Source organism: Bradyrhizobium sp. UFLA05-125 (genome assembly GCF_059803515.1).
Genome location: NZ_JBANBJ010000005.1, coordinates 139,418 through 163,317, shown reverse-complemented (window position 1 = coordinate 163,317; position 23,900 = coordinate 139,418). Strand labels below are relative to the sequence as shown.

The 23,900-nt window shown below is 64.4% G+C and carries 25 protein-coding genes; 12 read left to right on the top strand and 13 right to left on the bottom strand.

The features are described from left to right. Window positions 1-8: 8 nt before the first annotated feature. Together gpt and SO156_RS08490 are read right to left on the bottom strand one after the other, a co-directional pair. A complete protein-coding gene (gene gpt, locus SO156_RS08495; protein ID WP_458145461.1) occupies window positions 9-533 on the bottom strand; it encodes a xanthine phosphoribosyltransferase in 525 nt (174 codons plus the stop codon). A gap of 31 nt (window positions 534-564) precedes the next feature. Beyond that, a complete protein-coding gene (locus SO156_RS08490; RefSeq protein ID WP_498534468.1) occupies window positions 565-1,302 on the bottom strand; it encodes a competence/damage-inducible protein A in 738 nt (245 codons plus the stop codon). 295 nt (window positions 1,303-1,597) lie between these two features. Here SO156_RS08490 and SO156_RS08485 point away from each other — a divergent pair, with 295 nt between their 5' ends. The 3 genes from SO156_RS08485 (at window position 1,598) to SO156_RS08475 (ending at window position 4,917) form a co-directional block, all read left to right on the top strand. Continuing rightward, window positions 1,598-3,016: a circularly permuted type 2 ATP-grasp protein gene (locus SO156_RS08485; protein WP_458145459.1), complete on the top strand. Its 1,419-nt coding sequence runs from the start codon at window positions 1,598-1,600 to the stop codon at window positions 3,014-3,016. A 5-nt stretch (window positions 3,017-3,021) separates the two neighbouring features. Next, complete coding sequence (locus SO156_RS08480; RefSeq protein WP_458145458.1) at window positions 3,022-3,966, top strand: alpha-E domain-containing protein; 945 nt, start codon at window positions 3,022-3,024, stop codon at window positions 3,964-3,966. Between the two features lie 108 nt (window positions 3,967-4,074). Beyond that, window positions 4,075-4,917, top strand: coding sequence for a transglutaminase family protein (locus tag SO156_RS08475; RefSeq protein ID WP_458145457.1), 843 nt, complete (start codon window positions 4,075-4,077; stop codon window positions 4,915-4,917). A gap of 60 nt (window positions 4,918-4,977) precedes the next feature. Here SO156_RS08475 and SO156_RS08470 read toward each other — a convergent pair whose 3' ends face one another. Then, the gene (locus SO156_RS08470) at window positions 4,978-5,364 is read right to left on the bottom strand and encodes a hypothetical protein (RefSeq protein ID WP_498534467.1); all 387 of its coding nucleotides are present in this window, start codon (window positions 5,362-5,364) and stop codon (window positions 4,978-4,980) included. A 158-nt stretch (window positions 5,365-5,522) separates the two neighbouring features. Here SO156_RS08470 and SO156_RS08465 point away from each other — a divergent pair, with 158 nt between their 5' ends. Then, entirely contained in the window at window positions 5,523-6,281 is a 759-nt protein-coding gene (locus SO156_RS08465; protein WP_458145455.1) for a proteasome-type protease, read from the top strand. A 23-nt stretch (window positions 6,282-6,304) separates the two neighbouring features. Continuing rightward, the gene (locus SO156_RS08460) at window positions 6,305-7,063 is read left to right on the top strand and encodes an SDR family oxidoreductase (protein WP_458145454.1); all 759 of its coding nucleotides are present in this window, start codon (window positions 6,305-6,307) and stop codon (window positions 7,061-7,063) included. Window positions 7,064-7,164: 101 nt separating this feature from the next. On the opposite strand, the gene SO156_RS08455 is transcribed toward SO156_RS08460, so the two are convergent. Beyond that, window positions 7,165-8,385: an MFS transporter gene (locus tag SO156_RS08455; RefSeq protein ID WP_458145453.1), complete on the bottom strand. Its 1,221-nt coding sequence runs from the start codon at window positions 8,383-8,385 to the stop codon at window positions 7,165-7,167. Between the two features lie 179 nt (window positions 8,386-8,564). Between SO156_RS08455 and SO156_RS08450 the strand changes: the two genes are divergently transcribed. Beyond that, entirely contained in the window at window positions 8,565-9,815 is a 1,251-nt protein-coding gene (locus tag SO156_RS08450; RefSeq protein ID WP_498534466.1) for a NupC/NupG family nucleoside CNT transporter, read from the top strand. 155 nt (window positions 9,816-9,970) lie between these two features. Here the strand turns inward: SO156_RS08450 and SO156_RS08445 are convergent, their stop codons facing one another. Beyond that, window positions 9,971-10,504: a cupin domain-containing protein gene (locus tag SO156_RS08445; protein WP_498534465.1), complete on the bottom strand. Its 534-nt coding sequence runs from the start codon at window positions 10,502-10,504 to the stop codon at window positions 9,971-9,973. 180 nt (window positions 10,505-10,684) lie between these two features. After that, window positions 10,685-10,972 (bottom strand): usg protein, encoded by a 288-nt coding sequence (locus SO156_RS08440; RefSeq protein WP_498534464.1) that lies wholly within the window; start codon window positions 10,970-10,972, stop codon window positions 10,685-10,687. 374 nt (window positions 10,973-11,346) lie between these two features. On the opposite strand from SO156_RS08440, the gene groES reads away from it, so the two are divergent. Continuing rightward, the gene (gene groES / locus SO156_RS08435; RefSeq protein ID WP_212407848.1) at window positions 11,347-11,661 is read left to right on the top strand and encodes a co-chaperone GroES; all 315 of its coding nucleotides are present in this window, start codon (window positions 11,347-11,349) and stop codon (window positions 11,659-11,661) included. 90 nt (window positions 11,662-11,751) lie between these two features. Beyond that, window positions 11,752-13,392, top strand: a complete 1,641-nt coding sequence (gene groL / locus SO156_RS08430) for a chaperonin GroEL (protein ID WP_254105239.1) — start codon at window positions 11,752-11,754, stop codon at window positions 13,390-13,392. Window positions 13,393-13,523: 131 nt separating this feature from the next. On the opposite strand, the gene SO156_RS08425 is transcribed toward groL, so the two are convergent. Both SO156_RS08425 and SO156_RS08420 read right to left on the bottom strand, forming a co-directional pair. Next, a complete protein-coding gene (locus SO156_RS08425) occupies window positions 13,524-13,790 on the bottom strand; it encodes a GIY-YIG nuclease family protein (RefSeq protein ID WP_458147234.1) in 267 nt (88 codons plus the stop codon). Window positions 13,791-13,887: 97 nt separating this feature from the next. Further along, entirely contained in the window at window positions 13,888-14,730 is an 843-nt protein-coding gene (locus SO156_RS08420; protein WP_458147231.1) for a LysR family transcriptional regulator, read from the bottom strand. 133 nt (window positions 14,731-14,863) lie between these two features. On the opposite strand from SO156_RS08420, the gene SO156_RS08415 reads away from it, so the two are divergent. Next, a complete protein-coding gene (locus SO156_RS08415; protein ID WP_498534463.1) occupies window positions 14,864-15,457 on the top strand; it encodes a cysteine hydrolase family protein in 594 nt (197 codons plus the stop codon). Window positions 15,458-15,484: 27 nt separating this feature from the next. Further along, the gene (locus SO156_RS08410) at window positions 15,485-16,114 is read left to right on the top strand and encodes a glutathione binding-like protein (protein ID WP_498534462.1); all 630 of its coding nucleotides are present in this window, start codon (window positions 15,485-15,487) and stop codon (window positions 16,112-16,114) included. A 4-nt stretch (window positions 16,115-16,118) separates the two neighbouring features. On the opposite strand, the gene SO156_RS08405 is transcribed toward SO156_RS08410, so the two are convergent. Next, complete coding sequence (locus SO156_RS08405) at window positions 16,119-17,282, bottom strand: DUF2778 domain-containing protein (RefSeq protein WP_498534461.1); 1,164 nt, start codon at window positions 17,280-17,282, stop codon at window positions 16,119-16,121. A 557-nt stretch (window positions 17,283-17,839) separates the two neighbouring features. Between SO156_RS08405 and SO156_RS08400 the strand changes: the two genes are divergently transcribed. Together SO156_RS08400 and SO156_RS08395 are read left to right on the top strand one after the other, a co-directional pair. After that, window positions 17,840-18,379 carry a FecR domain-containing protein gene (locus tag SO156_RS08400; protein ID WP_498534460.1) on the top strand — a complete coding sequence of 180 codons (540 nt, stop codon included), beginning with the start codon at window positions 17,840-17,842 and terminating at the stop codon, window positions 18,377-18,379. 9 nt (window positions 18,380-18,388) lie between these two features. After that, window positions 18,389-20,278, top strand: a complete 1,890-nt coding sequence (locus SO156_RS08395; protein ID WP_498534459.1) for a CHASE2 domain-containing protein — start codon at window positions 18,389-18,391, stop codon at window positions 20,276-20,278. A gap of 14 nt (window positions 20,279-20,292) precedes the next feature. Here SO156_RS08395 and SO156_RS08390 read toward each other — a convergent pair whose 3' ends face one another. From SO156_RS08390 to SO156_RS08375, 4 genes are all read right to left on the bottom strand, one after another. Then, window positions 20,293-21,795 (bottom strand): glycosyltransferase family 39 protein, encoded by a 1,503-nt coding sequence (locus tag SO156_RS08390; RefSeq protein ID WP_498534458.1) that lies wholly within the window; start codon window positions 21,793-21,795, stop codon window positions 20,293-20,295. Between the two features lie 6 nt (window positions 21,796-21,801). After that, entirely contained in the window at window positions 21,802-22,947 is a 1,146-nt protein-coding gene (locus tag SO156_RS08385; protein ID WP_458147224.1) for a glycosyltransferase family 2 protein, read from the bottom strand. 227 nt (window positions 22,948-23,174) lie between these two features. Next, window positions 23,175-23,378 carry a hypothetical protein gene (locus tag SO156_RS08380; RefSeq protein WP_498534457.1) on the bottom strand — a complete coding sequence of 68 codons (204 nt, stop codon included), beginning with the start codon at window positions 23,376-23,378 and terminating at the stop codon, window positions 23,175-23,177. Between the two features lie 94 nt (window positions 23,379-23,472). Beyond that, entirely contained in the window at window positions 23,473-23,835 is a 363-nt protein-coding gene (locus SO156_RS08375; RefSeq protein ID WP_449377233.1) for a hypothetical protein, read from the bottom strand. Window positions 23,836-23,900: the final 65 nt, after the last annotated feature.

The following is a 23,900-nucleotide window of genomic DNA, read 5'->3' as shown; positions in this document are numbered from 1 at the left end:
CCCGTGGCTTACGCCGCTCCGTCGCGGAGCGGCGGATGGTAGGACAACGCTGTGTCCCAGGGGAAGAAGATCCAGGTGTCCTGGGAGACTTCCGTAATGAAAGTGTCGACCAACGGACGGCCCTTGGGCTTGGCATAGACGGTGGCGAAATGCGCCTCCGGCAACATTTCGCGGACCAGCTTGCCGGTCTTGCCGGTGTCGACGAGGTCGTCGACGATCAGAAGCCCCTTGCCGGTGCCGCCGCCGAGCTTCATCGCCGCCTCCGAAATGCCCTTGAGCACCTGAAGGTCACCCTGCTTGGTGTGGTCGTAGCTGGCGATGCAGACGGTGTCGATCACGCGCACCCCGAGCTCGCGCGCCACGATCGCGGCCGGCACCAGGCCGCCGCGGGTGATCGCGATGACCGCATGGAACGGGCCGACCTCGTTGAGGCGCCAGGTCAGCGCCCGGCAGTCCCGGTGAAACTGATCCCACGAGACCGGAAAGGCCTTGCCCGCCCGCTCCTGCGCACTCAGTTCCGGTGCCTCGGCCATCGTCGTCTCCATTCCTCTCAAGCGTCTTCTGCTAGCGGCTAACGTTCAACCCTACCAGCATTTCCTTCACCGCCGCCATTGCTGCCGCCAGCTTCTCCGGATCGCGCGAACGCACCACCAGATTGGTGTTCGGCTTCTGCTCCTCGTCCATGAAGGGATAGCTGCCGATGATGGTGTCGGGATGGGCGCCGGCGATCGTCCGCAAGGGACCGCCGATGTCGCCTTCCCGCGCATTGGCGCGGACCGATTCGGAAAGCATGCGGACGCCCGACTTCAGCTTGGGCGAGACAATGTCCATCATTGCCTGCATGATCGACGGTACGCCCGCCATCACGATGACATTGCCGATCTTGAAGCCGGGGGCGAGGATGGTCGCACTCTGGATCAGCTCGGCGCCGTCGGGGATGCGGGCCATGCGCAAGCGGGCCTCGTTGAGGTCCTGCTCGCTCCAGCGCTCGCGGAAGCGGGCGACCACCTCGGGATGGTGGTCGATGCCGACGCCGAAGGCCTTTGCCACGCTGTCGGCGGTGATGTCGTCATGGGTCGGCCCGATGCCGCCGGTGGTGAAGACATAGGTGTAGCGATGCCGCAGTGCATCCAACGCCGCGATGATGTCGGGCTCGTCATCGGAGACGACCCGGACCTCCTTCAGGTCGATGCCGATATTGGTCAGGTATTCGGCGATGAAGCCGATATTCTTGTCCTTGGTCCGGCCGGACAGAATCTCATCCCCAATAACCAGAATGCCCGCCGTGACGATCTCGCTCATAAACCTGTCCCTCACCTGTAACGCCGACTTTGCCGAGGTAACGCGTTGAAGTCACGCGGTTTTGCTGCCGAATTAAGCAGTCCTCAGCCATTTTTTCAGGCACCTCTCCGGTCATTCCCGGCAAATGCCCCGAGACTGTGCTTCGAAGTCCATGCTTATCGCGCTGGCCCGGCCCTTGCTACTACCGGGGTAAGTCATGCACTCTCGCAAGCATGGCCACAGGACGTTGCGGTCTTCACCAAGGCCCATACGACCTGAGCAATGGCGCAACGCCTGGGGAGAACAGTCGGGATCTATGGCAGTCGCGTTTGACGAAATGAACATTCCCGGCGGGGACCTGCGCCCCGCCTATCAGGAGCTGGCACGCTGGCTCAAGGAGACGCCTCCCGAGGCGCTCGAATATCGCCGCCAGGAAGCGGAGCTGCTGTTCCGCAGGATCGGCATCACTTTTGCGGTCTATGGGGATTCCGAGTCCACGGAGCGGCTGATCCCGTTCGACGTGATCCCCAGGATCATGTCGGGCAAGGAATGGGCGCTTCTGGAGAAGGGCCTCAAGCAGCGCGTGCGCGCGCTGAACATGTTCCTGCGCGACATCTATCATGGCCGCGATATCCTGCGGGCCGAGGTCGTGCCCGACGACCTGATCTTCCACAACCCGGTGTTCCGCCCCGAGATGAACGGCCAGCAGGTGCCGCACGACGTCTACGTGCACATCGCCGGCATCGACATCGTCCGGGTCGACGCCAATGACTTCATCGTGCTGGAGGATAATGCGCGCACGCCGTCCGGCGTGTCCTACATGCTGGAAAACCGCGAAATCATGATGCGGCTGTTTCCGGACCTGTTCGCCCGCCACAAGGTTGCGCCGGTCGAGCGCTATCCGGACGAACTGCTCGCGGCCTTGCGCTCCGTCGCGCCACTCGGCGCATCGGCCGAGCCGACGGTCGCCCTGCTCACGCCCGGCGTCTACAACTCCGCCTATTACGAGCACTCTTTCCTCGCCGACAAGCTCGGCATCGAGCTCGTCGAGGGCAGAGATCTCATCGTCAAGAACAACGAAGTGTTCATGCGCACGACGGAAGGGTTGAAACGGGTCGACGTGATCTATCGCCGCGTCGATGACGACTTCCTCGATCCCCTCACCTTCCGCCCCGACTCCGTGCTCGGCGTGCCCGGGCTGATGTCAGCCTATGCGGCCGGCAACATCACGCTCGCCAACGCGGTCGGAACAGGGATTGCCGACGACAAGGCGATCTACTCCTACATGCCGGACATCGTGAAATTCTACCTCGGCGAGGAGCCGATCCTGAAGAACGTGCCGACCTGGCGCTGCCGTGAGCCGAAGGACCTCGCCTACGTGCTGGACAATTTGAGCGAGCTCGTCGTCAAGGAGGTGCACGGCTCCGGCGGCTACGGCATGCTGATCGGCCCCGCGGCGACGAAAGCCACCATCGAAGCCTTCCGCGAGAAGCTCAAGCGCGAGCCCGAAGGATTCATCGCGCAGCCGACGCTGGCGCTGTCGACCTGCCCGACCTGCACCGCAAGCGGCCTTGCGCCGCGCCATGTGGACTTGCGGCCCTTCGTGCTGACGGGCAGCAAGCGCACCACAGTCGTGCCGGGCGGGCTTACCCGCGTGGCGCTGAAGGAAGGCTCTCTGGTCGTGAATTCGAGCCAGGGCGGCGGCACCAAAGACACCTGGATACTGGACGAGTAGAGAGAATGCTGTCGCGTACCGCCGAAAACCTCTACTGGCTCGCACGTTACGTCGAGCGTGCCGAGTATCTCGCGCGCACCATCGATGCGACGTTGCGTGTCACCGCTCTGCCGGCCACCTATGTCGGCAAGACCAACGAATGGGACTCGGCGCTGCTCACCGCCGGCGTCGCCGCGAACTTCTATCAGAACTATGAGGAGGCCAACGAGTACAACGTCGTCGACTATCTTTCGTTCTCGGCGACCAACCCATCCTCGATCAGGAATTGCATCGAGGCGGCGCGGCTGAACTCGCGCTCGGTGCGCACCGCGCTCACCAGCGAGATGTGGGACACGATCAACTCGGCCTGGATCGAGCTCCAGGCGGTCTGGAGCAGGGGCGCTTCGACGCGCGAGGATCTGGCAAAATTCCTGCGCTTCGTGCAGGAGACCTCGCTGCGCTTCGACGGCTCGGCCTACCGCACCATGCTGCGCAACGACGCCTACTGGTTCTCGCGGCTCGGCCTTCATCTCGAACGCGCCGACAACACCGCGCGCATTCTCGACGTGAAGTACCACGTGCTGCTGCCTGAGGAGGAACATGTCGGCGGCCCGCTCGACTTCTATCAGTGGAGCTCGATCCTGCGCTCGGTGTCGGCACTCACCGCCTATCACTGGGTCTATCGCGAAACGCTGAAACCGTGGCTGATCGCAGATCTCCTCATCCTCAACGACACGCTGCCGCGGTCGCTGGCGAGCTGCTACGGCAATCTCGTGCGCAACCTCGACCAGATCGGCGTCGCCTATGGTCGCCAGGGCGCGGCCCAGCGTCACGCCCGCGGCATTCGCAACCGGCTGGAACACTCCAACATGAACGACATTTTCCAGCACGGTGTGCATGAATTCATTCAGGAATTCATCGCTGACAATTCAAGGCTGGGCGAAATCGTCACGAAGCAGTATTTGATCTAGCCGAACAGGGACCCACCTCAGCCCTCGTCATTCCGCGGCGCGAACCCGGAATCTCGAGATTCCGGGCTCGGTCCTGCGGACCGCCCCGGAATGACGGAATCAAACACCATGCGCCTGCGAATCCAGCACACCACGACCTATCGCTACGAGCCGGCGGCGACGAGCGTGATCCAGATCCTGCGCATGACGCCCGGCAGCCATGACGGGCAATATGTGGCGGAATGGCAGATCGACGTCTCCACCGACACCAAGCTCGACATGCACGAGGACGCCTTCGGCAACGTCACCCATGTGCTGTCTTGCGGTCCCGTCGCCGACATCAAGATCAGCGCCGAAGGCCTGATCGAGACGCATGACACCGGCGGCGTGCTGCGCGGCGCCGACGAGCGCTTTCCGTCGGGGCTGTTCCTGCGCTCGACCGAGCTCACTGCAGTCAATGTTCCGATGGCGAGCTTTGCGCGCCAATTGCGCAGCGAAGCCGAGAGCGACACGCTCGGTTTCCTGCACGCGCTGATGTCGGAGGTCAGCGAGCACATGACGTTCGACGAGGACCCGACCAACAGCGGCACGTCGGCGGTCGAGGCGTTCACGCTCAAGCGCGGCGTCTGTCAGGACTACGCGCACATCTTCATCGCCTGCGCCCGCACCGCCGGCGTGCCGGCGCGCTTCGTCTCCGGCCATTTCCTGCGCTCCGACGGCACCGTCCATCAGGACGCCGGCCATGCCTGGGCAGAAGCCTTCGTGCCTGATCTGGGCTGGGTCGGCTTCGATCCCGCCAACTGCATCTGCTCCACCGATGCCCATGTCCGCGTCGCGATCGGGCTCGACTATCTCGGCGCCGCACCGGTTCGCGGCACCCGCTATGGCGGCGGCGCGGAGACGCTGAGCGTCGCGGTGAAGGTGGATCAGGCCGGACGTCCAGGGCAGTGGCAGAGCCAGTCGCAGGGGTAGTTATCTAGCTCGTCATTCCGGGCTCCGGCTTTGCCGCGCCCCGGAATGACGGCGGGGAGACTAATACTCGCAATTCCTGTAGTCCGACGTCTCGCAGGACTGCATCATCTCTTCCGCGCGCGCCATGTCTTCGGCCGTCATCGTCGCGGAGACGGTCTTGAGCTCCGCCTTGGCCTTGGCATCGCCACGGGAGGCGGCCAGACTCAGCCACATGAAGGCGTGCGCCGAGCTTTTCGCCACACCCTGCCCGCGCTGGTACATCGCGCCCAGCATGCCTTGTGCCTTTGCGTTGCCAGCCTTCGCCATGCCGCGGAACACCTGGATCGCCGGCACGTAGTCGCCGCGATTGTAGGCGGCCATGCCGTCTTCCCATGGACCCGCCATGGCTTTAGGGCTCGTCATGCCCAGCGCAGCCGCGATCAGGCTGCTGACCACGAGCTTTCTCATCTCCCCCTCCTCGTCCCCTCGCCTTGCCTTCTATCGGGTTGGTACGGCATGCGCCAAGGGAAGGTTTCACGAGGCCCTCGGCCGGGGGAAATGGGGTTGGAGGGCCACGCGAAATTGGCTACTAGTCTTGCGCCACTGTTCGCGTTCGGGGACTGGAAATGACCTATTGCTGCGGAATCCTGGTTCGGGAAGGTCTGGTCATGATCGCCGACACCCGGACCAATGCGGGGCTGGACAACGTCTCGACCTTCCGCAAGCTGCACATCTTCTCAAAACCCGGCGAGCGGATCATGGCGATTGCGAGCGCCGGCAATCTCGCGATCAGCCAGTCGGTGCTGTCGACGCTCACCGAGGGTCTCGAGGACCCCGACACGGGCGACGTCGAGACGTTGATGAACGCGCCGACCATGTTCCAGGCGGCGCAGCGCATCGGCCGCGCCATCCGCGCCGTGCATTCGACCGAGGCGGCTGCGCTCAAGGCCGAGGACATCAATTTCGACGTGTCGTTCCTGTTCGGCGGCCAGATCAAGGGCTCGCGGATGCGGCTGTTCATGGTCTATCCGGCCGGCAACTTCATCGAGTGCACCACCGACACGCCATATCTTCAGATCGGCGAGCACAAATACGGCAAGCCGGTGCTCGACCGCGCCATGCATTACGACATCGAGCTTTATGAGGCGCTGAAGACCAGCCTGATCTCGATGGATTCGACGATGCGCTCCAATCTCGGCGTGGGCTTGCCAATCGACGTGCTGGTGGTGCGGACCGATGCGTGCGATGCCGACCTCAACCATCGCATCGAGGCGGGCGAGCCCTATTTCCACGACCTGCGCTCGCGCTGGTCTGCGGCCTTGCGCGCCGCGCATCAGAACATTCCGCGGCCGCCCTACAAGAACGACAAAGAATCCAAAACCTGACAGAGAAGAAAAGGCAGGAAACGATGAGCGAAGCGAAAAAGATCGCGGTGGTGACCGGCGCCGGCACCGGTGTCGGACGCGCAGCCGCACTGGCGTTGATGAACGCCGGCTTCACCGTGGTGCTGGCCGGACGCCGGCTCGAAATGCTCGAGGAGACCGCAAAGCTGGGCCCAGCCGGAAAGAGCCTCTGCGTCTCCGCCGACATGACCAACCCCGGCTCGATCGCCGCGCTGTTCGCCAAGGTCTCGGAGACTTACGGCCGGCTCGACGTGCTCTTCAACAATGCCGGCATGGGCGCGCCTCCGGTGAATTTCGAGGATCTCAGCCTCGAGCAGTGGCAGGCGGTGGTGAACACCAATCTCACCGGCCCGTTTCTCTGCACCCAGCACGCCTTCCGCATCATGAAGGACCAGAATCCGCGCGGCGGCCGCATCATCAACAACGGCTCGATCTCCGCGCACGCGCCGCGGCCGTTCTCCGCCGCCTACACCTCGACCAAGCACGCCATCACGGGCCTCACCAGGGCTTCCAACCTCGACGGCCGCGCCTATGACATCGCAGTCGGCCAGGTCGACATCGGCAATGCCGCGACCCCGATGACCGACCGCATGGTCAACGGTCCCGGCGTGTTGCAGCCCGATGGCACGACGAAGCACGAGCCGCGCATGGACGCAAAGGCGGTCGGCGATGCCGTCGCCTACATGGCCGGGTTGCCGCTCGACGCCAACGTGCTGTTCATGACGGTCATGGCGACCAAGATGCCGTTCGTGGGACGCGGCTAACTCTTTGCTCCTGCTCTCCCCGCCTGCGGGGAGCGCCGCACTACAAAAACCGAAAAACAACCCCATGCACAGTAGGCGCAGCGCCGGGTGGCGGTATCATTCTACTCCAGTCGCTCCACCCTGCGCAGGCTCGGGAACAGCTTCATCCATAGCAGCGCCACCGCGATGGTGCCGATGCCGCCGAGCACGGCGGCCGGCATCGCGCCGAACAGCGCGGCGGTGAGCCCGCTCTCGAACTGGCCAAGCTGGTTCGAGGCGTTGATGAAGAGAAAGTTGACCGCGCCGACGCGGCCACGCATCTCGTCGGGCGTCGAGAGTTGCACCAGCGAGAAGCGGATCACGACGCTGATCGTGTCGGCGGCGCCCAGCACCGCGAGCGCGAGCACCGACAGCCACATCCACTGCGACAGCGCGAACACCACGGTGGCGATGCCGAACACGATCACTGCCTGAAACATCCTGATGCCGATGTGGCGCGAAATGGCGTGGCGCGCCAGCACCATGGTCATCAAGAGCGCACCGACCGCAGGCGCGGCGCGCAGGATGCCCAGACCAAGAGGGCCCGCCTCAAGGATATCTCGGGCATAGATCGGCAACAGCGCGGTGACGCCGCCAAACAGCACCGCGAACAGGTCGAGCGAGATCGTGCCGAGGATCGCCGGATTGGAGCGGATGAAACGGACGCCCGCGTAGATGTCGTCGTCGCCGTCATCCTTGGCGATGGCCTGCGGGCCCGGCTGGATCATGCCCGTGAAGATCATGCCGAGAATCCAGAACAGCACCATCACGACATAGGCGAAGTGCGGCGCGACCGCGTAGGCGAACCCGCCGAGCGCCGGCCCGGTGATGGTCGCAACCTGCGCCGCGCCGCTGGAAATTGCAGTCGCACGCTGGAGCGAGCCCTGTGGCGCGATCAACGGCAGCAGCGCCGCGGTGGTCGGACTTTCGAACGCGCCGGCGATGCCGAGCGCGAAAGTTGCGACGAAGATCTGCACCTCGCCGATGGCACCGAGATATGTGCTCGCGGCGAGATAGAGTGCGGTCGCGGCTTCCGCGAGTTGGCAGAGCTGGACGACGCGCTTGCGCTCGAAGCGGTCGGCGGCGTGGCCGGCGACGAACACCAGAAGCGCTGTGGGGAGGAACTGCACCAGCCCGACCATGCCCAGCGCGAAGGCCGAACCCGTGAGATCGTAGATTTGCCAGCCGATCGCGACTGCCGCGATCTGGCTGGAAAAGCGCGACAGGCTGCGCGAGAGCAGGAAGAACAGGAATGGCGGGTGCTTGAGGAGTTCGCCGGCGCTGACCGGCGGGTTCGCGGACATTGGCTGCTCTTGAAGCTGCTCTTGTTCGGCAAGGCTATTGGCGCCCCGCGCGGATGGTGTTGACGCTGTGGCGTGACTGAGGCCGGTAGTCTTGTCAACAACCGGCCGGGCTCCAGTGCGCCCCGGCATTGCCTTTGCAACGGCCCGGCTGCCATAATCATTGCGGGATTGGGGACATCATGCTGCGACTGCAATCGGCACTCGGCATTTTCGCATTGCTGGCGATCGCCTGGGCGCTGGCGGAAAACCGTCGCGCGGTCTCGCTGCGCCAGGCTGGAATCGGCCTCGTCGTCACCTTCCTCACCGCGATCGTCCTGCTCAAGCTGCCGTTCGTCGCGCATGCTTTCGGCGCCATCAATGACGCGGTCGGCGCGATCTCGGCGGCCTCGCGCGCCGGCACGTCGTTCGTGTTCGGCTATGTCGGCGGCGGTCCGCTGCCCTTCGACCTCAAGGCACCCGGTGCCGATTTCATCCTCGCCTTCCAGGCGCTGCCGATCGTATTGGTGATGAGCGTGCTGACGACGCTGCTGTTCTATTGGCGCGTGCTGCCGCCGATCGTGCGCGGCATGGCGTGGCTGCTCGAGCGCACGCTAGGGGTCGGCGGCGCGGTCGGGCTGTCGACCGCGGCAAATATCTTCCTCGGCATGGTGGAAGCGCCGCTGTTCGTGCGGCCGTACCTGGCGCAGATGACGCGCAGCGAATTGTTCCTGGTGATGACCGGCGGCATGGCCGGAATCGCCGGCACGGTGCTGGTGCTCTATGCGACGCTGCTTGCGCCGCTGATCCCGGACGCGGCCGCGCATTTCGTCATCGCCTCGGTGCTCGGCGCGCCGGCCGCGATCCTGGTCAGCCTGATCATGGTGCCGGAGACCAGCGACCGCCTCACCGGCGGTTCGCTCGAAGACCCCGACATGCACGCCTCCGGCACGATGGATGCGATCGTCAAGGGTACCTCCGCAGGGCTCGAGCTGTTGCTCAACATCGTCGCCATGCTGATCGTGCTTGTGGCGCTGGTCTATCTCGTCAATGCCGCGCTCGGGCTGTTGCCGAACATCGGCGGCGCGGCGATCTCACTGCAACGGCTGCTCGGACTGGTGATGGCGCCGGTGTGCTGGCTGATGGGGCTGCCATGGGACCAGGCCGTGACGGCCGGCAGCCTGATGGGCACCAAGACGGTGCTCAACGAGCTGATCGCCTATGTCGATCTTTCGAAGCTCGCCCCCGATGCGCTCGATGCGCGCTCGCGCCTGATCATGCTCTATGCGATGTGCGGCTTCGCCAACTTCGCGAGCCTCGGCATCATGATCGGCGGCCTCGGCGTCATGGCCCCGGAGCGGCGCGAGGAGATCAACGCTCTCGGCCTGAAATCGATCGTATCAGGGACGCTGACGACGTGTTTGATCGGCGCGATCGTGGGGGTGTTGAATTAGTCTCTCTCCGCTCGTCATTCCGGGGCGCGACGAAGTCGCGAGCCCGGAATCCATTTGACAGCAACGCAAGAAGTGAAATGGATTCCGGGCTCGCGCTACGCGCGTCCCGGAATGACAGCGGGAAGGACGTGTCGCTCCCAGGAATGGCGCGAGAATTACGCCGTGATCTCCACCGTCTTGAACTCGGCCGGCAGGATGATCTCCAGCAATTCCACGTCGTCCGAATAATCCAGGATCATGTGCTTGATCTTCGGCGGCTGGGTCCAGGCGCTGCCTTGCTTCATCAGCGTCTCGCCCTGGCCGTCCATGTAGGTCTTCACCCAGCCCTTGAGCACGAAGACCATCTGGAATTCGACGTCGTGGTAGTGGAGCTTCGACACCTCGGCCGGATTGCACGGCGGCAGCAGGCGGATGACGTGGGCTTGCGCGAGACCATGTGTTGCCGCTGCGATGCCGAGATCGCGATAATGCGCGTACGCGCGCAGGCCATCGGCTTTGAAATCCTCTTCGCGGTGATGGCTGACGGCGATGCTCTGCTTGGGCCGGATGCGCGTTTTGGCAGGTGTGGTGCGAGCTTTCGCCTTCACGGCCTTGCGGGCTGAAGATCGCCCGGCGACCTTGTTGCCGTGCCACTTCTTCTTCACCGCTGATTGCGCCGCGCTGCGCGAGGTCACCTTCCGCTTGGCCATTGCTTCCTCCCGTTCTTGTTCTGGAGACAAAGGCTAGCACAGAATTCGGAAATCGTAGGGTGGGCAAAGGAGCGCAAGCGACGTGCCCACCACTTCTGTGACCCCGTCAACAGAAGTGGTGGGCACGCTTCGCTTTGCCCACGCTACAACTCCGCGGAAACTACAACTCCGCGGCCGCGCTCAGTTCAGCCTGAACACGCCGTCGACCGCGCGCAGCTCAGCCGGCTTGATCAGCTTGGAATGCGCCACCGTCACCGAATAGAGCGGACCGTCGAGCTTCTTCTCCCAGAAGGCGAGGAAATCCGTCAGCGCCGGGAATTTCGGAAACAGATCGTAGTTCTGCCAGATGTAGGTCTGGAGCAGCGAGGGATGATCCGGCATCCGGTAAAGAATCTGCGCCGTCGTCAGCCCGTAACCCAGCAACTGTTTCCGGAAGTCGTCGGAAACACCCCCAACCCGCAAGCCCATGCCAGCCTCCTTTGCAGGAGCGCATATTCAAGGGGTGGCTTACTCGGACTGCCCTAAAGAGCCACCCGGTGGAGATGCGCTCACATGAGAGAAATGTGACGCACACTGCCAACCGATCTCAAGCCCAAAAGTTTAACAAGTTGTTGAAATTCAATGCTTTAGCAGCAGATCGCGACGCCTGCTAATAGCTGGGTCCGGTTAAGGATGGAAAATGTTTTTGGCAGGCGAGCCTTCTGAGTGCTGATTTTTCTGCTAGAAGCCCTTGCTCCCGTAAAAAACCTGTCCTATCTCCATTTCGCCTGCGTAGCACTCGCGGGCATCGACTGCTAACAACCCAAAAATCTCCATCTCGTGCAAATGCTTAGGAGGACTGCATGAAATTCCGTCCGCTTCACGACCGCGTCGTGGTCAAGCGCATCGACGCAGAAGAGAAGACCGCTGGCGGCATCATCATTCCCGATACGGCCAAGGAAAAGCCCTCCCAGGGCGAAGTGATCGCCGTCGGCCCCGGTGGCCGCGACGAGAGCGGCAAGCTGATCCCGATCGACGTCCAGGTCGGCGACCGCGTGCTGTTCGGCAAGTGGTCGGGCACCGAGGTCAAGATCGACGGCCAGGACCTGTTGATCATGAAGGAAAGCGACATCATGGGCGTGCTCGAAGCTCCGGCTTCGAAGAAGAAGGCCGCCTAACTCTACCGCTCGCACCGCTCACCCTGAGGAGCGCCTGCCGGGCGCCTCGCCAAGGGTGAGATGAGACCAAGACAACTCAGGGAAACCAATATGTCAGCCAAAGAAGTGAAATTCGGCGTCGACGCCCGCGACCGCATGCTGCGCGGCGTCGAGATCCTTGCCAACGCCGTGAAGGTCACGCTCGGTCCGAAGGGCCGCAACGTCGTCCTCGACAAGTCGTTCGGCGCTCCCCGCATCACCAAGGACGGCGTCACCGTCGCCAAGGAGATCGAGCTCGACGACAAGTTCGAGAACATGGGCGCCCAGATGGTGCGCGAAGTCGCCTCCAAGTCCGCTGACGCGGCCGGCGACGGCACCACCACCGCGACCGTGCTCGCGGCTGCGATCGTCCGTGAAGGCGCCAAGGCGGTTGCCGCCGGCATGAACCCGATGGACCTCAAGCGCGGTATCGACCTCGCCGTCGACGCCGTCGTCGCGGACCTCCAGAAGAACTCCAAGAAGGTCACCTCGAACGAGGAGATTGCCCAGGTCGGCACCATCTCGGCCAACGGCGACCAGGAGATCGGCAAGTTCCTCTCCGACGCCATGAAGAAGGTCGGCAACGAGGGTGTCATCACCGTCGAGGAAGCCAAGTCGCTCGAGACCGAGCTCGACGTCGTCGAGGGCATGCAGTTCGACCGCGGCTACATCTCGCCCTACTTCGTCACCAACGCCGACAAGATGCGCGTCGAGATGGACGACGCCTACATCCTCATCAACGAGAAGAAGCTCTCCTCGCTGAACGAACTGCTGCCGCTGCTCGAGGCCGTGGTGCAGACCGGCAAGCCGCTGATCATCGTCGCCGAGGACGTCGAGGGCGAGGCGCTCGCCACCCTCGTCGTGAACCGCCTGCGCGGCGGCCTGAAGGTCGCGGCCGTCAAGGCTCCGGGCTTCGGCGATCGCCGCAAGGCCATGCTGCAGGACATCGCGATCCTGACCGGCGGCCAGGCGATCTCGGAAGATCTCGGCATCAAGCTCGAGAACGTCACGCTCAACATGCTCGGTCGCGCCAAGAAGGTGATGATCGACAAGGAGAACACCACGATCGTCAACGGCGCCGGCAAGAAGGCCGACATCGAGGCGCGCGTGGCCCAGATCAAGGCGCAGATCGAGGAGACCACCTCGGACTACGACCGTGAGAAGCTCCAGGAGCGTCTCGCCAAGCTCGCCGGCGGCGTCGCGGTGATCCGCGTCGGCGGCGCGACCGAGGTCGAGGTCAAGGAGCGCAAGGATCGCGTTGATGACGCGATGCATGCGACCCGCGCCGCGGTCGAGGAAGGCATTGTCCCGGGCGGCGGCGTCGCCCTGCTCCGTGCTTCCGAGCAGCTCAAGGGTCTGCGCACCAAGAACGACGACCAGAAGACCGGCGTCGAGATCGTGCGCAAGGCGCTGTCCGCGCCGGCCCGCCAGATCGCGATCAACGCCGGTGAAGACGGCTCGGTGATCGTCGGCAAGATCCTCGAGAAGGATCAGTACTCCTACGGCTTCGACTCGCAGACCGGCGAGTACGGCAACCTCGTCACCAAGGGCATCATCGACCCGACCAAGGTCGTGCGCACCGCGATCCAGAACGCCTCCTCCGTGGCGGCGCTCTTGATCACCACCGAGGCCATGGTCGCCGAGCTGCCGAAGAAGGCGGCTGCCGGTCCCGCCATGCCCCCGGGCGGCGGCATGGGCGGCATGGACTTCTGATCCAGCCGTTCAGGCGAACACGAAATGCGAAACCCCGGCAGCAATGCCGGGGTTTTTGTTTGGGGCAGGCTCTCTCCCCTCGTCATTCCGGGGCCCGCGAAGCGCGAGCCCGGAATCCATAACCACGAACGTCAGTTGGATATCCCCGAATAGAGATCATCCCAGTTCGGATTCTCCTCGATCAGCCGCGTTTTCCAATCCCACCGCCACTTCTTGAGCTCTTTCTCGCGAGCGATGGCAGCCGCCGCGTCCTCGTAGACTTCGAACAGCACGAGCTTGTCGACGCCGTACTTTGTCGTGAAGCCGGGAACGGCCTTCGTTTTGTGCTCGCCAACGCGGCGCACGAAGTCGTTGGTCACGCCGATGCAAAGCGTGCCGTGCTTCTTGCTCGCGAGGATCTAGGCATAGTAGGCCATTGCAAGTGCCTGGGGTTATGGATTCCGGGCTCGGCGCTTTGCGCCGCCGCGGGGATGACGAGGTCGATGGTTTAGTACGCTACCTGACCGCCGCCGCGTCCTTGAAGCAGGAGCGCACCCACTCGATCGTCAGGCGCGTCGCGGGATCGCGCTTGAGATGGTTTTGCACCAGCAGCCAGACGTCGCGGCGCCTGGCGAGCAAGGTGGCGCGCAGGCTGCGATCGGCGAGCAACGCCTCGCAGCTATATTCGGGCAGCACGCCGATCGCCTGATGCGACTGGATCAGCGTGCGGATGACGCGGACGTTGTCGGTGACGCAGCGCGCATTCTTCAGCCGCTTCGCGCGCAGGAATTGCGCCTCGGGGATCGCGTCGAGCTCGTCCGGATAGGTACACACGATCGGATCGATATCGCTCCGGTCTGCCGGCTCGAAGAAATACAGGCGCACCTCCGCGAGCTTCGAGATCGTGAAGTCGCCTTTGTCGGGCTTGCGCAGGCGAATGGCGAGATCGGCCTGCCAGCGCGAGAATTTCACGTTCTCGCTCGAGGTGAGGAATTGCAGCGTCAGCCCGGGATTGTCGCGCAGAAAAGCTTGCGCGCGCGGCGCCAGCAGCTCCTCGGCGACCGTATTGGTGGACGCGATGCGCAAGCGGCCGACGGCGCCCGGCTCGCTCTCGCCGATGCGATCGATCGCGGCGACATGCGCCGCCATGACCTTGACGTGCTCGAGCACCGTTTCGCAATGGCGGGTCGGCCGGCGCAATCCGTCGACCGCCTCGAACAGGGGCACGCCGAGGTCGCGCTGGATGCGGGCGAGCCGGCGACCGACCGTGGTCTCATCGATGCGCAACCGTGCGCTGGCACCGGCATAGGTGCCCTCGTCCCGCACGGCCGCGATGATGCGGAGATCATCCCAGTTCATCGCGGAGAGGCTAGCACGGCGCGCCGGTCACCTGCAAATTTGCAGCCGCCGGCTGCAATAGTCCTGCACTACGGCAGGCGGTCACGACACTAGTCTTGCCGGCATCGGATCTCCTCGAAAGGCCCATCCACGCATGACCGCCCCAAAAACCCTGCTTCAACTCGCCGGTGCCGACCTCGCTCTGCCTGAGCTCGCCGAGTCCTGTCTCGTCCTGATCGACATCCAGAACGAATACTGTGCCGGCCCGCTGGCGCTGCCGGACGCCGAGCCCGCCATCGCGCGCGCGGCGCAACTACTCTCCCGCGCGCGACGGGCCGGTGCTGCGATCTTTCACGTCGCGCACAAGGGCCGAGCCGGCGGCCTGTTCGACCGCGCGGCCGAGCGCGGCGCGATCGTCGCTCACCTCGCGCCGCTCGCAACCGAGCCGGTGATCGAAAAAGCGCTGCCGAACGCCTTCGCCGGCACGGACTTGCAAGCGCGGCTGGCCTCGACCGGGCGCAAGAATATCGTGCTCGCTGGCTTCATGACCCACATGTGCGTCAGCTCGACGGCGCGCGCCGCGCTTGATCTCGGCCTGCGCACCACCATCGCTTCGGATGCCTGCGCAACGCGCGACCTGCCTGACGGCCGCGGCGGCGCGATCGCCGCCGCAACCGTTCATGACGTTGCACTCGCCGAACTATCCGACCGCTTTGCCATCATCGCGCGCAGCGATGCGCTGATCTGACAAATCCGAACACGGAGCTACCAAACCATGCTGCAGCTCTATTTCTCGCCCATGGCCTGCTCGCTCGCCAGTCGCATCGCGTTGATGGAGGCCGGCATCGAGGCGCGCTATCATCTCGTCCACCTCTTGACCAAGAAACGCATCGAGGACGACGCCGATTTCCGCGCGGTCTCGCCGAAGGGCGCGGTTCCGGTCCTGATCCTGGAGAATGGCGATCACCTGACGGAGAGCGCAGCCGTGCTGCAATACGTTGCAGACCTCAAGCCGGAGGCCGGTCTCGCCCCACCATCAGGCACTCGTGATCGCTATCGCCTGCAGGAATGGCTGAGCTTCATCGGCACGGAGATCCACAAGGGCTTCCTGTTTCCGTTCTTCTGGTACAAGGATGACGCCTCGCTTGCGAAGCCGCGCGCAAGAATCGACCAGACATTGTCGGTGCCTGCCACGCATCTCGCCGACCGCGAATTCCTCGTCGGCGACCGCTTCACCGTTGCGGATGCGCATCTCACCTGGGCGTTGCTGCTGCTTCGTCCCGCGGGCGTAGACGTTGCGCAATGGCCGTCGCTGGCCGGTTATCTCGCCCGCATGCAGGCGCGGCCCGCCGTGCGGAACGCGATTGCGACCGAAATGGCGCTGCGCAAGACAGCGACGGCTTAAGGACTCACTCCACCCGCGCCAGCACGGCGAGCTTGCGGATGCCCTTGTTGCGGTAAGCGTCGAGGAAGGCGGAGTAGTCGCGGAACGACACGCAGCCGTTGGAATCGCCGTTGGGTCCGAGCATGAAGGTGTGCGCGAGTAGGCCGTCGCGGCCGTAGATCGCGCTCTCGCCGCCGATCGGCGTCAGCCGCAGCGCCGGCACGCCGTGGAACAGCGCCTCGCGCGGCTTGAGCATATAGATGTGCGGCGGTGTCACGCCGCGCATGCGGACGCGCGAGGAGTGCGGGTCGTCGAGATTGGAGCCGAGGCCGGAATGCGCCTCGAGCTTGGTGCCGTCGGGCAGATACACCGTCTTCGCGGTGATGTCGTAGACCGCGGTGTCGCGGTCATAGGGCGGTGCACCACCGAGCATCGGGTTCTGCTCCTTCGGCGCGATGCTCGCGGTCACGCTGGCATCGGCTGACGCGTAAGCCAGCAATCCGCCTGACGGCTCGCGCTTGCCCCAGAGCTTCTCGACCATCGACTGCCGCGGCCCGGTGATCGCCATTACCGCCGCCTTCGCGCGATCGGCGAAAGACTTCGTGGGTTTTGCCTCTGGCACACGCGCGGTCTCGGCCGGCTCGGCCGAGGCAACCTGAACCGGTGCATCCGCGCCGCGCCTGGCCTTCGCGGCGTCTGCGATCTTGGCGGGGCCTTGCGCCTTCGGTGCTTCCGCAACCTTCACGGGCGCGGCGGGCTTCGCAGTGTCCTTGGCTTCGGCAACCTTGGTCGCGGGAGCCACAGGTGCGGCGCTCGCCGCATTCGACTCCACGCTCTGCGGGGCCGCAGCGGCAAAACGCTCGTTGAACATTTCGCGGGTCATCGGCGTAACCATCTGCCCGCGATCGGGCAGCATCGCGAAGACTTCCTTCACCGCTTCGCCGGCCTCGCGCAGCGCGACCTTCGGCGCGCGCTTGATCACGGGCTCGTCGTAGCCGGCGGTACCAACGGTCGGATAGACGTTCGCGCCGAAGACGTTGTTGTAGACGGTCCAGCCGGCGCCCAGCACGAGGCAGCCGATCGCGGCGGCGCCGACGATGGTCTGGGTGGTCACTTTCCGGGAAGACTTCCAAGAAGATTTTTTGGACTTCCGTGCCGCGTTACTTTGCGCAGCGATACTCGTACTCATTCGCCTTGCGTCCAGGACGGTGTCACTCAGTCCCCCTTCGAAGTGCCGCTGCTGGTCACGGTCCGAGAACTGCATCTCGCAGAGGGTCGGAGCGTCATTAAGGCGACTTTTAGTTAAATGCAGATTAAGTTCGGGCGGATGTGGGGCAACCCGCGAAGGCTGTCCCGTTTCGGGAAAAAGTCCGCAGAATTACGGACTTAGCCGAAATCATTAACCATGTTTCTCGACCGGTTTGGCGCGATGACCTGCCCCCTCCGGCCGCCCTCATCACGCATCCAACCACGGCCTTTTCGTGATCTTCAACGCCGCCGGATCGTAGCAACGGGGCGTTGCGCGAGGCTGGTGGATTCCACTCCGACGGGACACGCCGACGCCCATCGCGCGCCGGGCGCTCATCCGACACGGCGCGCTTACCGAGAGTTGATCACACCACGTCTGGAAAAGAGCCCCGCGGCAAAATAGCTCCAACCTCGGCACTTTTCAGCAGCCTCCGCGAATGATACGGTACCGTATCAACATCGCCTTGAAATGTGCCGAGCACGCCGATGGAGGCTGGCATGAGAAGGGTCGCGCACGCCGGATTTTTGGCTCTGGTGTCGTCGTTCTTGTTGATCGGAGAGACGGTCGCGCAGCCTGCCGGCGTGGGTTGCACGTCGTCGCCGTCGGCCGCGGGAACGCAGACCGCTAGTACACAGATCTGGCGCTGCGACAACGGCATCACGATCGTTGCGGAAAATGGCGCCAGATTTGAACTTAAGGACGCCAACCGCGACGGACGTATCGACTCGGTCGAGTTGAGCAGCAAGGCGCTGCTGATCGAGGTTCGCAAGAAGCCCGGCGGCAATCCCTTCAAGGTGCTGACGCCGCAGGCGATCGCCGCAGTGCGCGGCACGAGATGGGCCGTCGATGCCGCCGACGGCAGCAAGACGTCCGTGTTCGTCGCCGACGGACGTGTCGGCGTCAGCCGCAGGGCGCGTGGTCGGGCCGTCGTGCTCGGACCGGGCGACGGCGTCGACGTCGATGCGAACAGCATGACGGAGGTCAAGCGCTGGGGCCAGCCGCGCATCGACGCCTTGATGGCAAGACTCGGACAATAGAGGCTCGGTATGAGTAGCCGACGCGTTCAGACCATCCTTGCGCTCATCCTCACCGCGCTGTGGGGCGGTGCCATTTACGTCGCTCACGCGAACGGCCATCTGCGGTTTCTCGATCGTCTCGAGGCAACGCTGACGGACTTGCGAACGCTGGCGCGCGGCCCGCAGCCTCCCCCCGATCTCGTCACCATCATTGCGGTCGACGACACCGTCGTGAAGCGCGGCGGCCACTATCCGCTTCCCCGCGCCGACCTCGCGCGCGTCGTCGATGCCATCGCACAATTCAAGCCGAAGGTGATTGCCGTCGACCTGCTGCTGGTCGATCCCGGCGCCAGGCTCGGCGATGCCATGCTGGCGCGTTCGCTGGCCGCCGCTTCCACGGTCCTGGCTGCCGCGGCGATCTTTCCAACCGCCAGCGATACCGTGGCAACCAGCAGCGAAGAGCCGCTCGCCGCCCTGCCCCAGGCCGAACGTTTCCTGCTGCCACTGCCGGCCTTCGCCGATCACGCCGAGGTCGGCATCGTCAATGTTGCGACGGGGCAGTCCGGCTCCCCGCTCTCGGTCCCGATGCTGTTCCGGACGAACGACAAGGTGGAGCTGTCGTTTCCGCTGCGCGTGGCGAGCCAGGCGCTCGGCCAGCCGCTGACGATTGCGCCTGATCATCTCATGCTCGGCGATCGTACGGTCTCGACCGACACCGACTTTTCGCTACCGATCACCTACTACGGCCCGCGCCGCACGATCCGCACGCTCAGCGCGCAGAACGTGTTCGACGGCACGCTCGATCGCGGAACAATCGAGAACCGGATCATCGTGATCGGCGCATCGGTCGCCGGCGGCGGCGATTTCTTTCCGACGCCGTTCGATACCCTGATGCCCGGCGTCGAGGTCGTCTCGACCGCGATCACGCATCTCGTCGCCGGCGACGGCATCGTGCGCAACCGCAAGGTTCATATCGCCGACGCATTCGCTGCGATCCTGCTGCCAATGATCCTGGTGGGCCTGCTTGCCTGGCGGCGAAGCGCGATCGGACTCATTGCGGCGACCGTGGTGGTGATGGCATGGGCCGCTCTCAACCTGTTCGCCTTCACACATGGCATCTGGCTCAACGCCGCAACCACGCTCGCAGCCGCGGTGCCGCCGGTTGCGATCTTTGCCGGCGTGCAATTGTGGGCGGGAGGCCGCAGGACGCAGTACCTGACGGCAAGGAGCCGATCGCTGGCGCAATTCCAGGCACCCGCCGTGCAGGAGTGGCTGGCGCGCGATCCCGATTTCCTCAGCGAGCCGGTCCACCAGAATGCCGCCGTCGTCTTCATCGACCTCTCCGGCTTCACCGCGCTCAGCGAGCGACTCGATCCGGACACGCTCCGCGACCTGCTCAAGGCGTTTCATGCGCTGGTCGACAAGACGGCGGTCTCGTCCGGCGGAACGATCACCGGATTCCTCGGCGACGGCGCCATGATCCTGTTCGGCCTGCCCCGCGCTGCGCCCGACGATGCAGCCCGTGCCGTGAAATGCTCGATCGACCTGCACCGCGTCGTGGCCAGCTGGATGGCATCGCTGCCAGCACCATACAGGAGTCAGCTCGGCTTCAAGATCGGCGCGCATTTCGGCCCGATCGTCGCCTCGCGTCTCGGCGGAAGCCACCAGCACATCACCGCGACGGGCGACAACGTCAACGTGGCGAACCGGTTGATGGAGGTTGCCGCCCAGCACGATGCGCGGCTCGCGTTCAGCGATACCCTGCTGGATGCGGCCGACTTCCACGGCGATCCCCGTGGCATTCTGACGGGACCGTTGCAGACGCAGGTTCGCGGCCGCACCAGTGCGGTCACCGTCTGGTTCTGGCACGAAGAGCGGCTGCCTGGACAGGCCGCGACTGAAGCCGACGTCGCGGGCTGAGAGCTTGAAACCCGTTACCGGGCTTCCGGCGGCGGCGAACGATCGAGAACCTCGCCCTTGGCGCCTTCCAGCAAATCGATCCCGTAGGTCTCGACGACGAGCGGTCCCCGCTTGCGCTGCAATTCAGCAACGCGCGTCACCTGCGAGAAGATGTCTTTGAGGAAGGGGTGACCGTCGGCGCGCAGCTCGTCGACATAGAGCAGCTTGCCGGCCAGGAGTTTCGGATCGGGCTCGCCCATATTGACCCAGCGGATACGCTGGTCACGCTGGACTACGCAGGTGCCGCGCGGCAGATAGAAGGCGAGCCAGGCCGTGGTGCCGTAGTCCGGCGCCAGGACGCAGGTCGCGCCGGTCTTGGCGCGGACCGCCTCGATTTCGGATGCGAGCGTGCGCCAGCCGACGCCGACGCTGCGCACGGTGGCGTCGCGGCGATAGCCGGACAGCCAGCCGGTGTTGGCCTGCACGATCAGGGCCGCAAACATCGCGATGCCGGCGGGCGCCGCCCATTTCAGGCAGAAGGCGACGAGCTCCTGCTGCCGCGGCTTCCATTGCGCGATGTGGGCGGCGACCGCGGCCGCCACCGCGAAGGCGGGATAGACCGGCGCGAACCAGTTGGCCTCGACGCGGGCGTGCAGCGAATGCCAGACGAAATAGACGACGATGGTCCAGAACATCGTCTCGACCAGGATGCGCGAGGCAGACGCGCCAATCCGCCGCCAGGTCAGCACGTGAAGACCCATCCCACCGAGGATGAAGACAAGCGGAGTAGCGAACGCGAACTGGGTCGGGATGAGCTCGGCGATGAAGACGGGGCGGAAATCCTCGATCCGCGCGCGGCCGAACTGCTTGAGGAACGACACCCATTGGTGATCGGCATTCCAGAGCACTACGGGCGAGAAGATCGCAAACGCCAGGATGCCGCCGAGATAGGGCCAGGGCGAGATGAACCAGCGCCGCAGCTTCGGCACCGCGGCGAGCCAGATCAGGATCGCGACACCGAAGAACAATGCGGTGTATTTCGACAGCAACGCGGCGCCGACCGCAGCGCCCACCGCCAGCCACCATACGCCGCGGCCGGTCTCCAGCACCTTTGCGAGGAAGAACAGCACGAAGCTGGAGGCGACCAGGAGCGGCGCATCGGGCGTGACGATCAGGGTACCGACCGCGGCCATCAGCGTCGCATTGAGCAGGATCGCGCTGGTTGCGGCAACGCGCACGCCGCCGAACAGGATCGCGGCGGCGCGATACACCGCAAAGCTCATGGGCAGCGCGAGCAGGATCGAGACCAGCCGCACGCCGAGCTCGGTGTCGCCTGCGATCATCGTGCCGGCGCGGATGACGTAGGCGACCATCGGCGGGTGGTCGTAATAGCCGCCCGCCAGATTCTTCGACCACATCCAGTAGTAGGCTTCGTCGAAGGTGATCGGCGTGAAGGCGGCGGCGACCAGCCGCAGCACGACGAGCGCAACGATGATGAGCGCGGTGTTGCGGACGATCCGCGCGTCAGCCCCGCCCATGATGAGCTATTTCTTGCGCCAGACGAACAGTCCGGACATCGCGTAGTTCCACACCACGCCCATCAGCGCACCGGCCATGCCGGCAAGCCACCAGATCGGCTCCTGGTCGTAGACCGAGAAGGCGACGCCGACATTTGCGAACAGGCCGACGCTACAGACGATGTAGAAGGCGATCAGGCCGCGCAGGATCGCAAGGCCCTTCAGCCGCTGGTCGCGATAGGTGAGGAAATTGTTGAGGATGAAGTTGCTGGTCATGGCGACGAGAGCGCCTGCGGCCTGCGCCTCCGCGAACGGCGCCTTGAAGATCTCGAGCCCGATGAACAGCGTCGTGAGATGCACGACGAGACCGATGCCGCCGACCATCGCGAACAGGAGGAAGCGCAGCGACACCGCATCGTTGGTGAGCTTCGCCAGCACCAGGCCCAGGAAGTCGAGCGCGACCATGGAATCGAGCTTGCTCTCGCCATGCTGGCGCGCGCCAAAGGTGTAGGGAATTTCGACGGCGCGCAAGCTGCCTTGCGCGGTCGCGACGATATCGAGGAGGATCTTGAAGCCGTGCACCGAGAGTTTTGGCGCCAGTTGCTCGAACCGGTCGGTACGAATCATGAAGAAGCCGCTCATGGGGTCGGCGATCTCGACCTGCAGCACCTGCTTGGCGACTTCGGTCGCCAGCGCGCTGGCGCCAGCGCGCTGCTTGTTGAAGCCTTCACTCTTGTAGCCCTCGATATAGCGGCTGCCGACGACGAGCTCGGCCTCTCCGCTCGCGAGCAGCGAGAGCATCTTCGGCAGTTGCGTCTCGTCATGCTGGAGATCGGCGTCGATCACGGCCGCATAGGGAGCGCTCGAGGCCAAAATGCCTTCGATGCAGGCGCCCGACAGGCCGCGGCGGCCGATGCGGCGGATGCAACGAACGCGGCTGTCGCGCCGGGCGAGCCCGCGCACCACGTCCCAGGTTCCGTCGGGTGAATTGTCGTCGACGAACACGACCTCCCAGGCGATCCCAGCCAGAGTCGCCTCCAGCCGCCGGTACAGGACCGTGACATTGTCGCGCTCGTTGAAGGTGGGGACAACGACGGAAAGCTCTGGCGACCGCGGCCCCGATTGCGGGGCGTGCGGCGGGGTCTCACGGGCCGGTCTGATAGCTTCATTCATGACGGGCAGCGTATATCCGCCGCGTCCTGCGATGCCAAGCCGGGGTTTTAAGGGGAAAGCCCCCAAAAGGGGGTACAAAAATGCCAACGACCCCAGAATAACGAACCGCGCGTACATCCGGCGCGGCCAAGCTATTCCAAGGTCGTTCCGGCGCCGGAGCGGTAAGCTGCAACGTCGCCGTTATCACCTAGATAGGAACGACATTGGCCCTCCGCAAGGGGGCCGACCTATTGGTTCGGCACTTCGCGGATGACAGGTCCGCGTGGGGCAGGCGCGGCCGGAGCCGCGGGTGCTGCGGCCGCAGGCTGGGCCGCCGCCTTCGGTTTCGGCGGCTTGCCATATTGGCCGATCGGCCCGAACACGACGGCAACCGCCAGCACGATAGCTGCGACGATCGCGCCAAAAATGCCTCCGATCGACTCAGATGTCATGCCTGCCCATTCCCGATGCAATGTATTGAAACAATATCATGGATGCGCCAGCCGCCGGAAGGGGGCCGGGTTCCGACGGTTAATGCACGAACAGCTAACGCTGAGGCGCCCTGTGCTTCGCGAAGGCCGTCACGATGTCCTTCTGCGCCGATTCCACCGCCCTGTTCGCGGTCGCGAGATGAGCGCCGGCATCGATGTTGGGATATTGCGTCGTCAGATAGTCGAGCAACGCGACCCGATAATACTGCCGCTCGGAAGGACAGGCGCCGGCGACCGAGCGCGAAAAATCCTGTTCCGAGAGGCCCTGATTGCTGTCGCGCGAATATTCCCGCGCCAGGCAATGCCAATAGTCGTCGCGGCCCTGGATTGCCAGCTTGTGCGCCCCTCCCGCATCGTCATCATCGGCAATGGCAGCAGACGTCATCATGACCAGCGCCAGCGCGATCAGCATCCGCATCTTGTTCTCCTGTTATCGCAGATCCCGAGGATGAGCTTAGACGGGAGTCCGCAACTGGCCAATCA

Excerpts from the sequence above, each read along its gene's own strand:
- gpt (WP_458145461.1), bottom strand. The coding sequence starts at position 533 with ATGGCCGAGGCACCGGAACTGAGTGCGCAGGAGCGGGCGGGCAAGGCC.
- SO156_RS08490 (WP_498534468.1), bottom strand. The coding sequence starts at position 1,302 with ATGAGCGAGATCGTCACGGCGGGCATTCTGGTTATTGGGGATGAGATT.
- SO156_RS08485 (WP_458145459.1), top strand. The coding sequence starts at position 1,598 with ATGGCAGTCGCGTTTGACGAAATGAACATTCCCGGCGGGGACCTGCGC.
- SO156_RS08480 (WP_458145458.1), top strand. The coding sequence starts at position 3,022 with ATGCTGTCGCGTACCGCCGAAAACCTCTACTGGCTCGCACGTTACGTC.
- SO156_RS08475 (WP_458145457.1), top strand. The coding sequence starts at position 4,075 with ATGCGCCTGCGAATCCAGCACACCACGACCTATCGCTACGAGCCGGCG.
- SO156_RS08470 (WP_498534467.1), bottom strand. The coding sequence starts at position 5,364 with ATGAGAAAGCTCGTGGTCAGCAGCCTGATCGCGGCTGCGCTGGGCATG.
- SO156_RS08465 (WP_458145455.1), top strand. The coding sequence starts at position 5,523 with ATGACCTATTGCTGCGGAATCCTGGTTCGGGAAGGTCTGGTCATGATC.
- SO156_RS08460 (WP_458145454.1), top strand. The coding sequence starts at position 6,305 with ATGAGCGAAGCGAAAAAGATCGCGGTGGTGACCGGCGCCGGCACCGGT.
- SO156_RS08455 (WP_458145453.1), bottom strand. The coding sequence starts at position 8,385 with ATGTCCGCGAACCCGCCGGTCAGCGCCGGCGAACTCCTCAAGCACCCG.
- SO156_RS08450 (WP_498534466.1), top strand. The coding sequence starts at position 8,565 with ATGCTGCGACTGCAATCGGCACTCGGCATTTTCGCATTGCTGGCGATC.
- SO156_RS08445 (WP_498534465.1), bottom strand. The coding sequence starts at position 10,504 with ATGGCCAAGCGGAAGGTGACCTCGCGCAGCGCGGCGCAATCAGCGGTG.
- SO156_RS08440 (WP_498534464.1), bottom strand. The coding sequence starts at position 10,972 with ATGGGCTTGCGGGTTGGGGGTGTTTCCGACGACTTCCGGAAACAGTTG.
- groES (WP_212407848.1), top strand. The coding sequence starts at position 11,347 with ATGAAATTCCGTCCGCTTCACGACCGCGTCGTGGTCAAGCGCATCGAC.
- groL (WP_254105239.1), top strand. The coding sequence starts at position 11,752 with ATGTCAGCCAAAGAAGTGAAATTCGGCGTCGACGCCCGCGACCGCATG.
- SO156_RS08420 (WP_458147231.1), bottom strand. The coding sequence starts at position 14,730 with ATGAACTGGGATGATCTCCGCATCATCGCGGCCGTGCGGGACGAGGGC.
- SO156_RS08415 (WP_498534463.1), top strand. The coding sequence starts at position 14,864 with ATGACCGCCCCAAAAACCCTGCTTCAACTCGCCGGTGCCGACCTCGCT.
- SO156_RS08410 (WP_498534462.1), top strand. The coding sequence starts at position 15,485 with ATGCTGCAGCTCTATTTCTCGCCCATGGCCTGCTCGCTCGCCAGTCGC.
- SO156_RS08405 (WP_498534461.1), bottom strand. The coding sequence starts at position 17,282 with ATGAGTACGAGTATCGCTGCGCAAAGTAACGCGGCACGGAAGTCCAAA.
- SO156_RS08400 (WP_498534460.1), top strand. The coding sequence starts at position 17,840 with ATGAGAAGGGTCGCGCACGCCGGATTTTTGGCTCTGGTGTCGTCGTTC.
- SO156_RS08395 (WP_498534459.1), top strand. The coding sequence starts at position 18,389 with ATGAGTAGCCGACGCGTTCAGACCATCCTTGCGCTCATCCTCACCGCG.
- SO156_RS08390 (WP_498534458.1), bottom strand. The coding sequence starts at position 21,795 with ATGGGCGGGGCTGACGCGCGGATCGTCCGCAACACCGCGCTCATCATC.
- SO156_RS08385 (WP_458147224.1), bottom strand. The coding sequence starts at position 22,947 with ATGAATGAAGCTATCAGACCGGCCCGTGAGACCCCGCCGCACGCCCCG.
- SO156_RS08380 (WP_498534457.1), bottom strand. The coding sequence starts at position 23,378 with ATGACATCTGAGTCGATCGGAGGCATTTTTGGCGCGATCGTCGCAGCT.
- SO156_RS08375 (WP_449377233.1), bottom strand. The coding sequence starts at position 23,835 with ATGCGGATGCTGATCGCGCTGGCGCTGGTCATGATGACGTCTGCTGCC.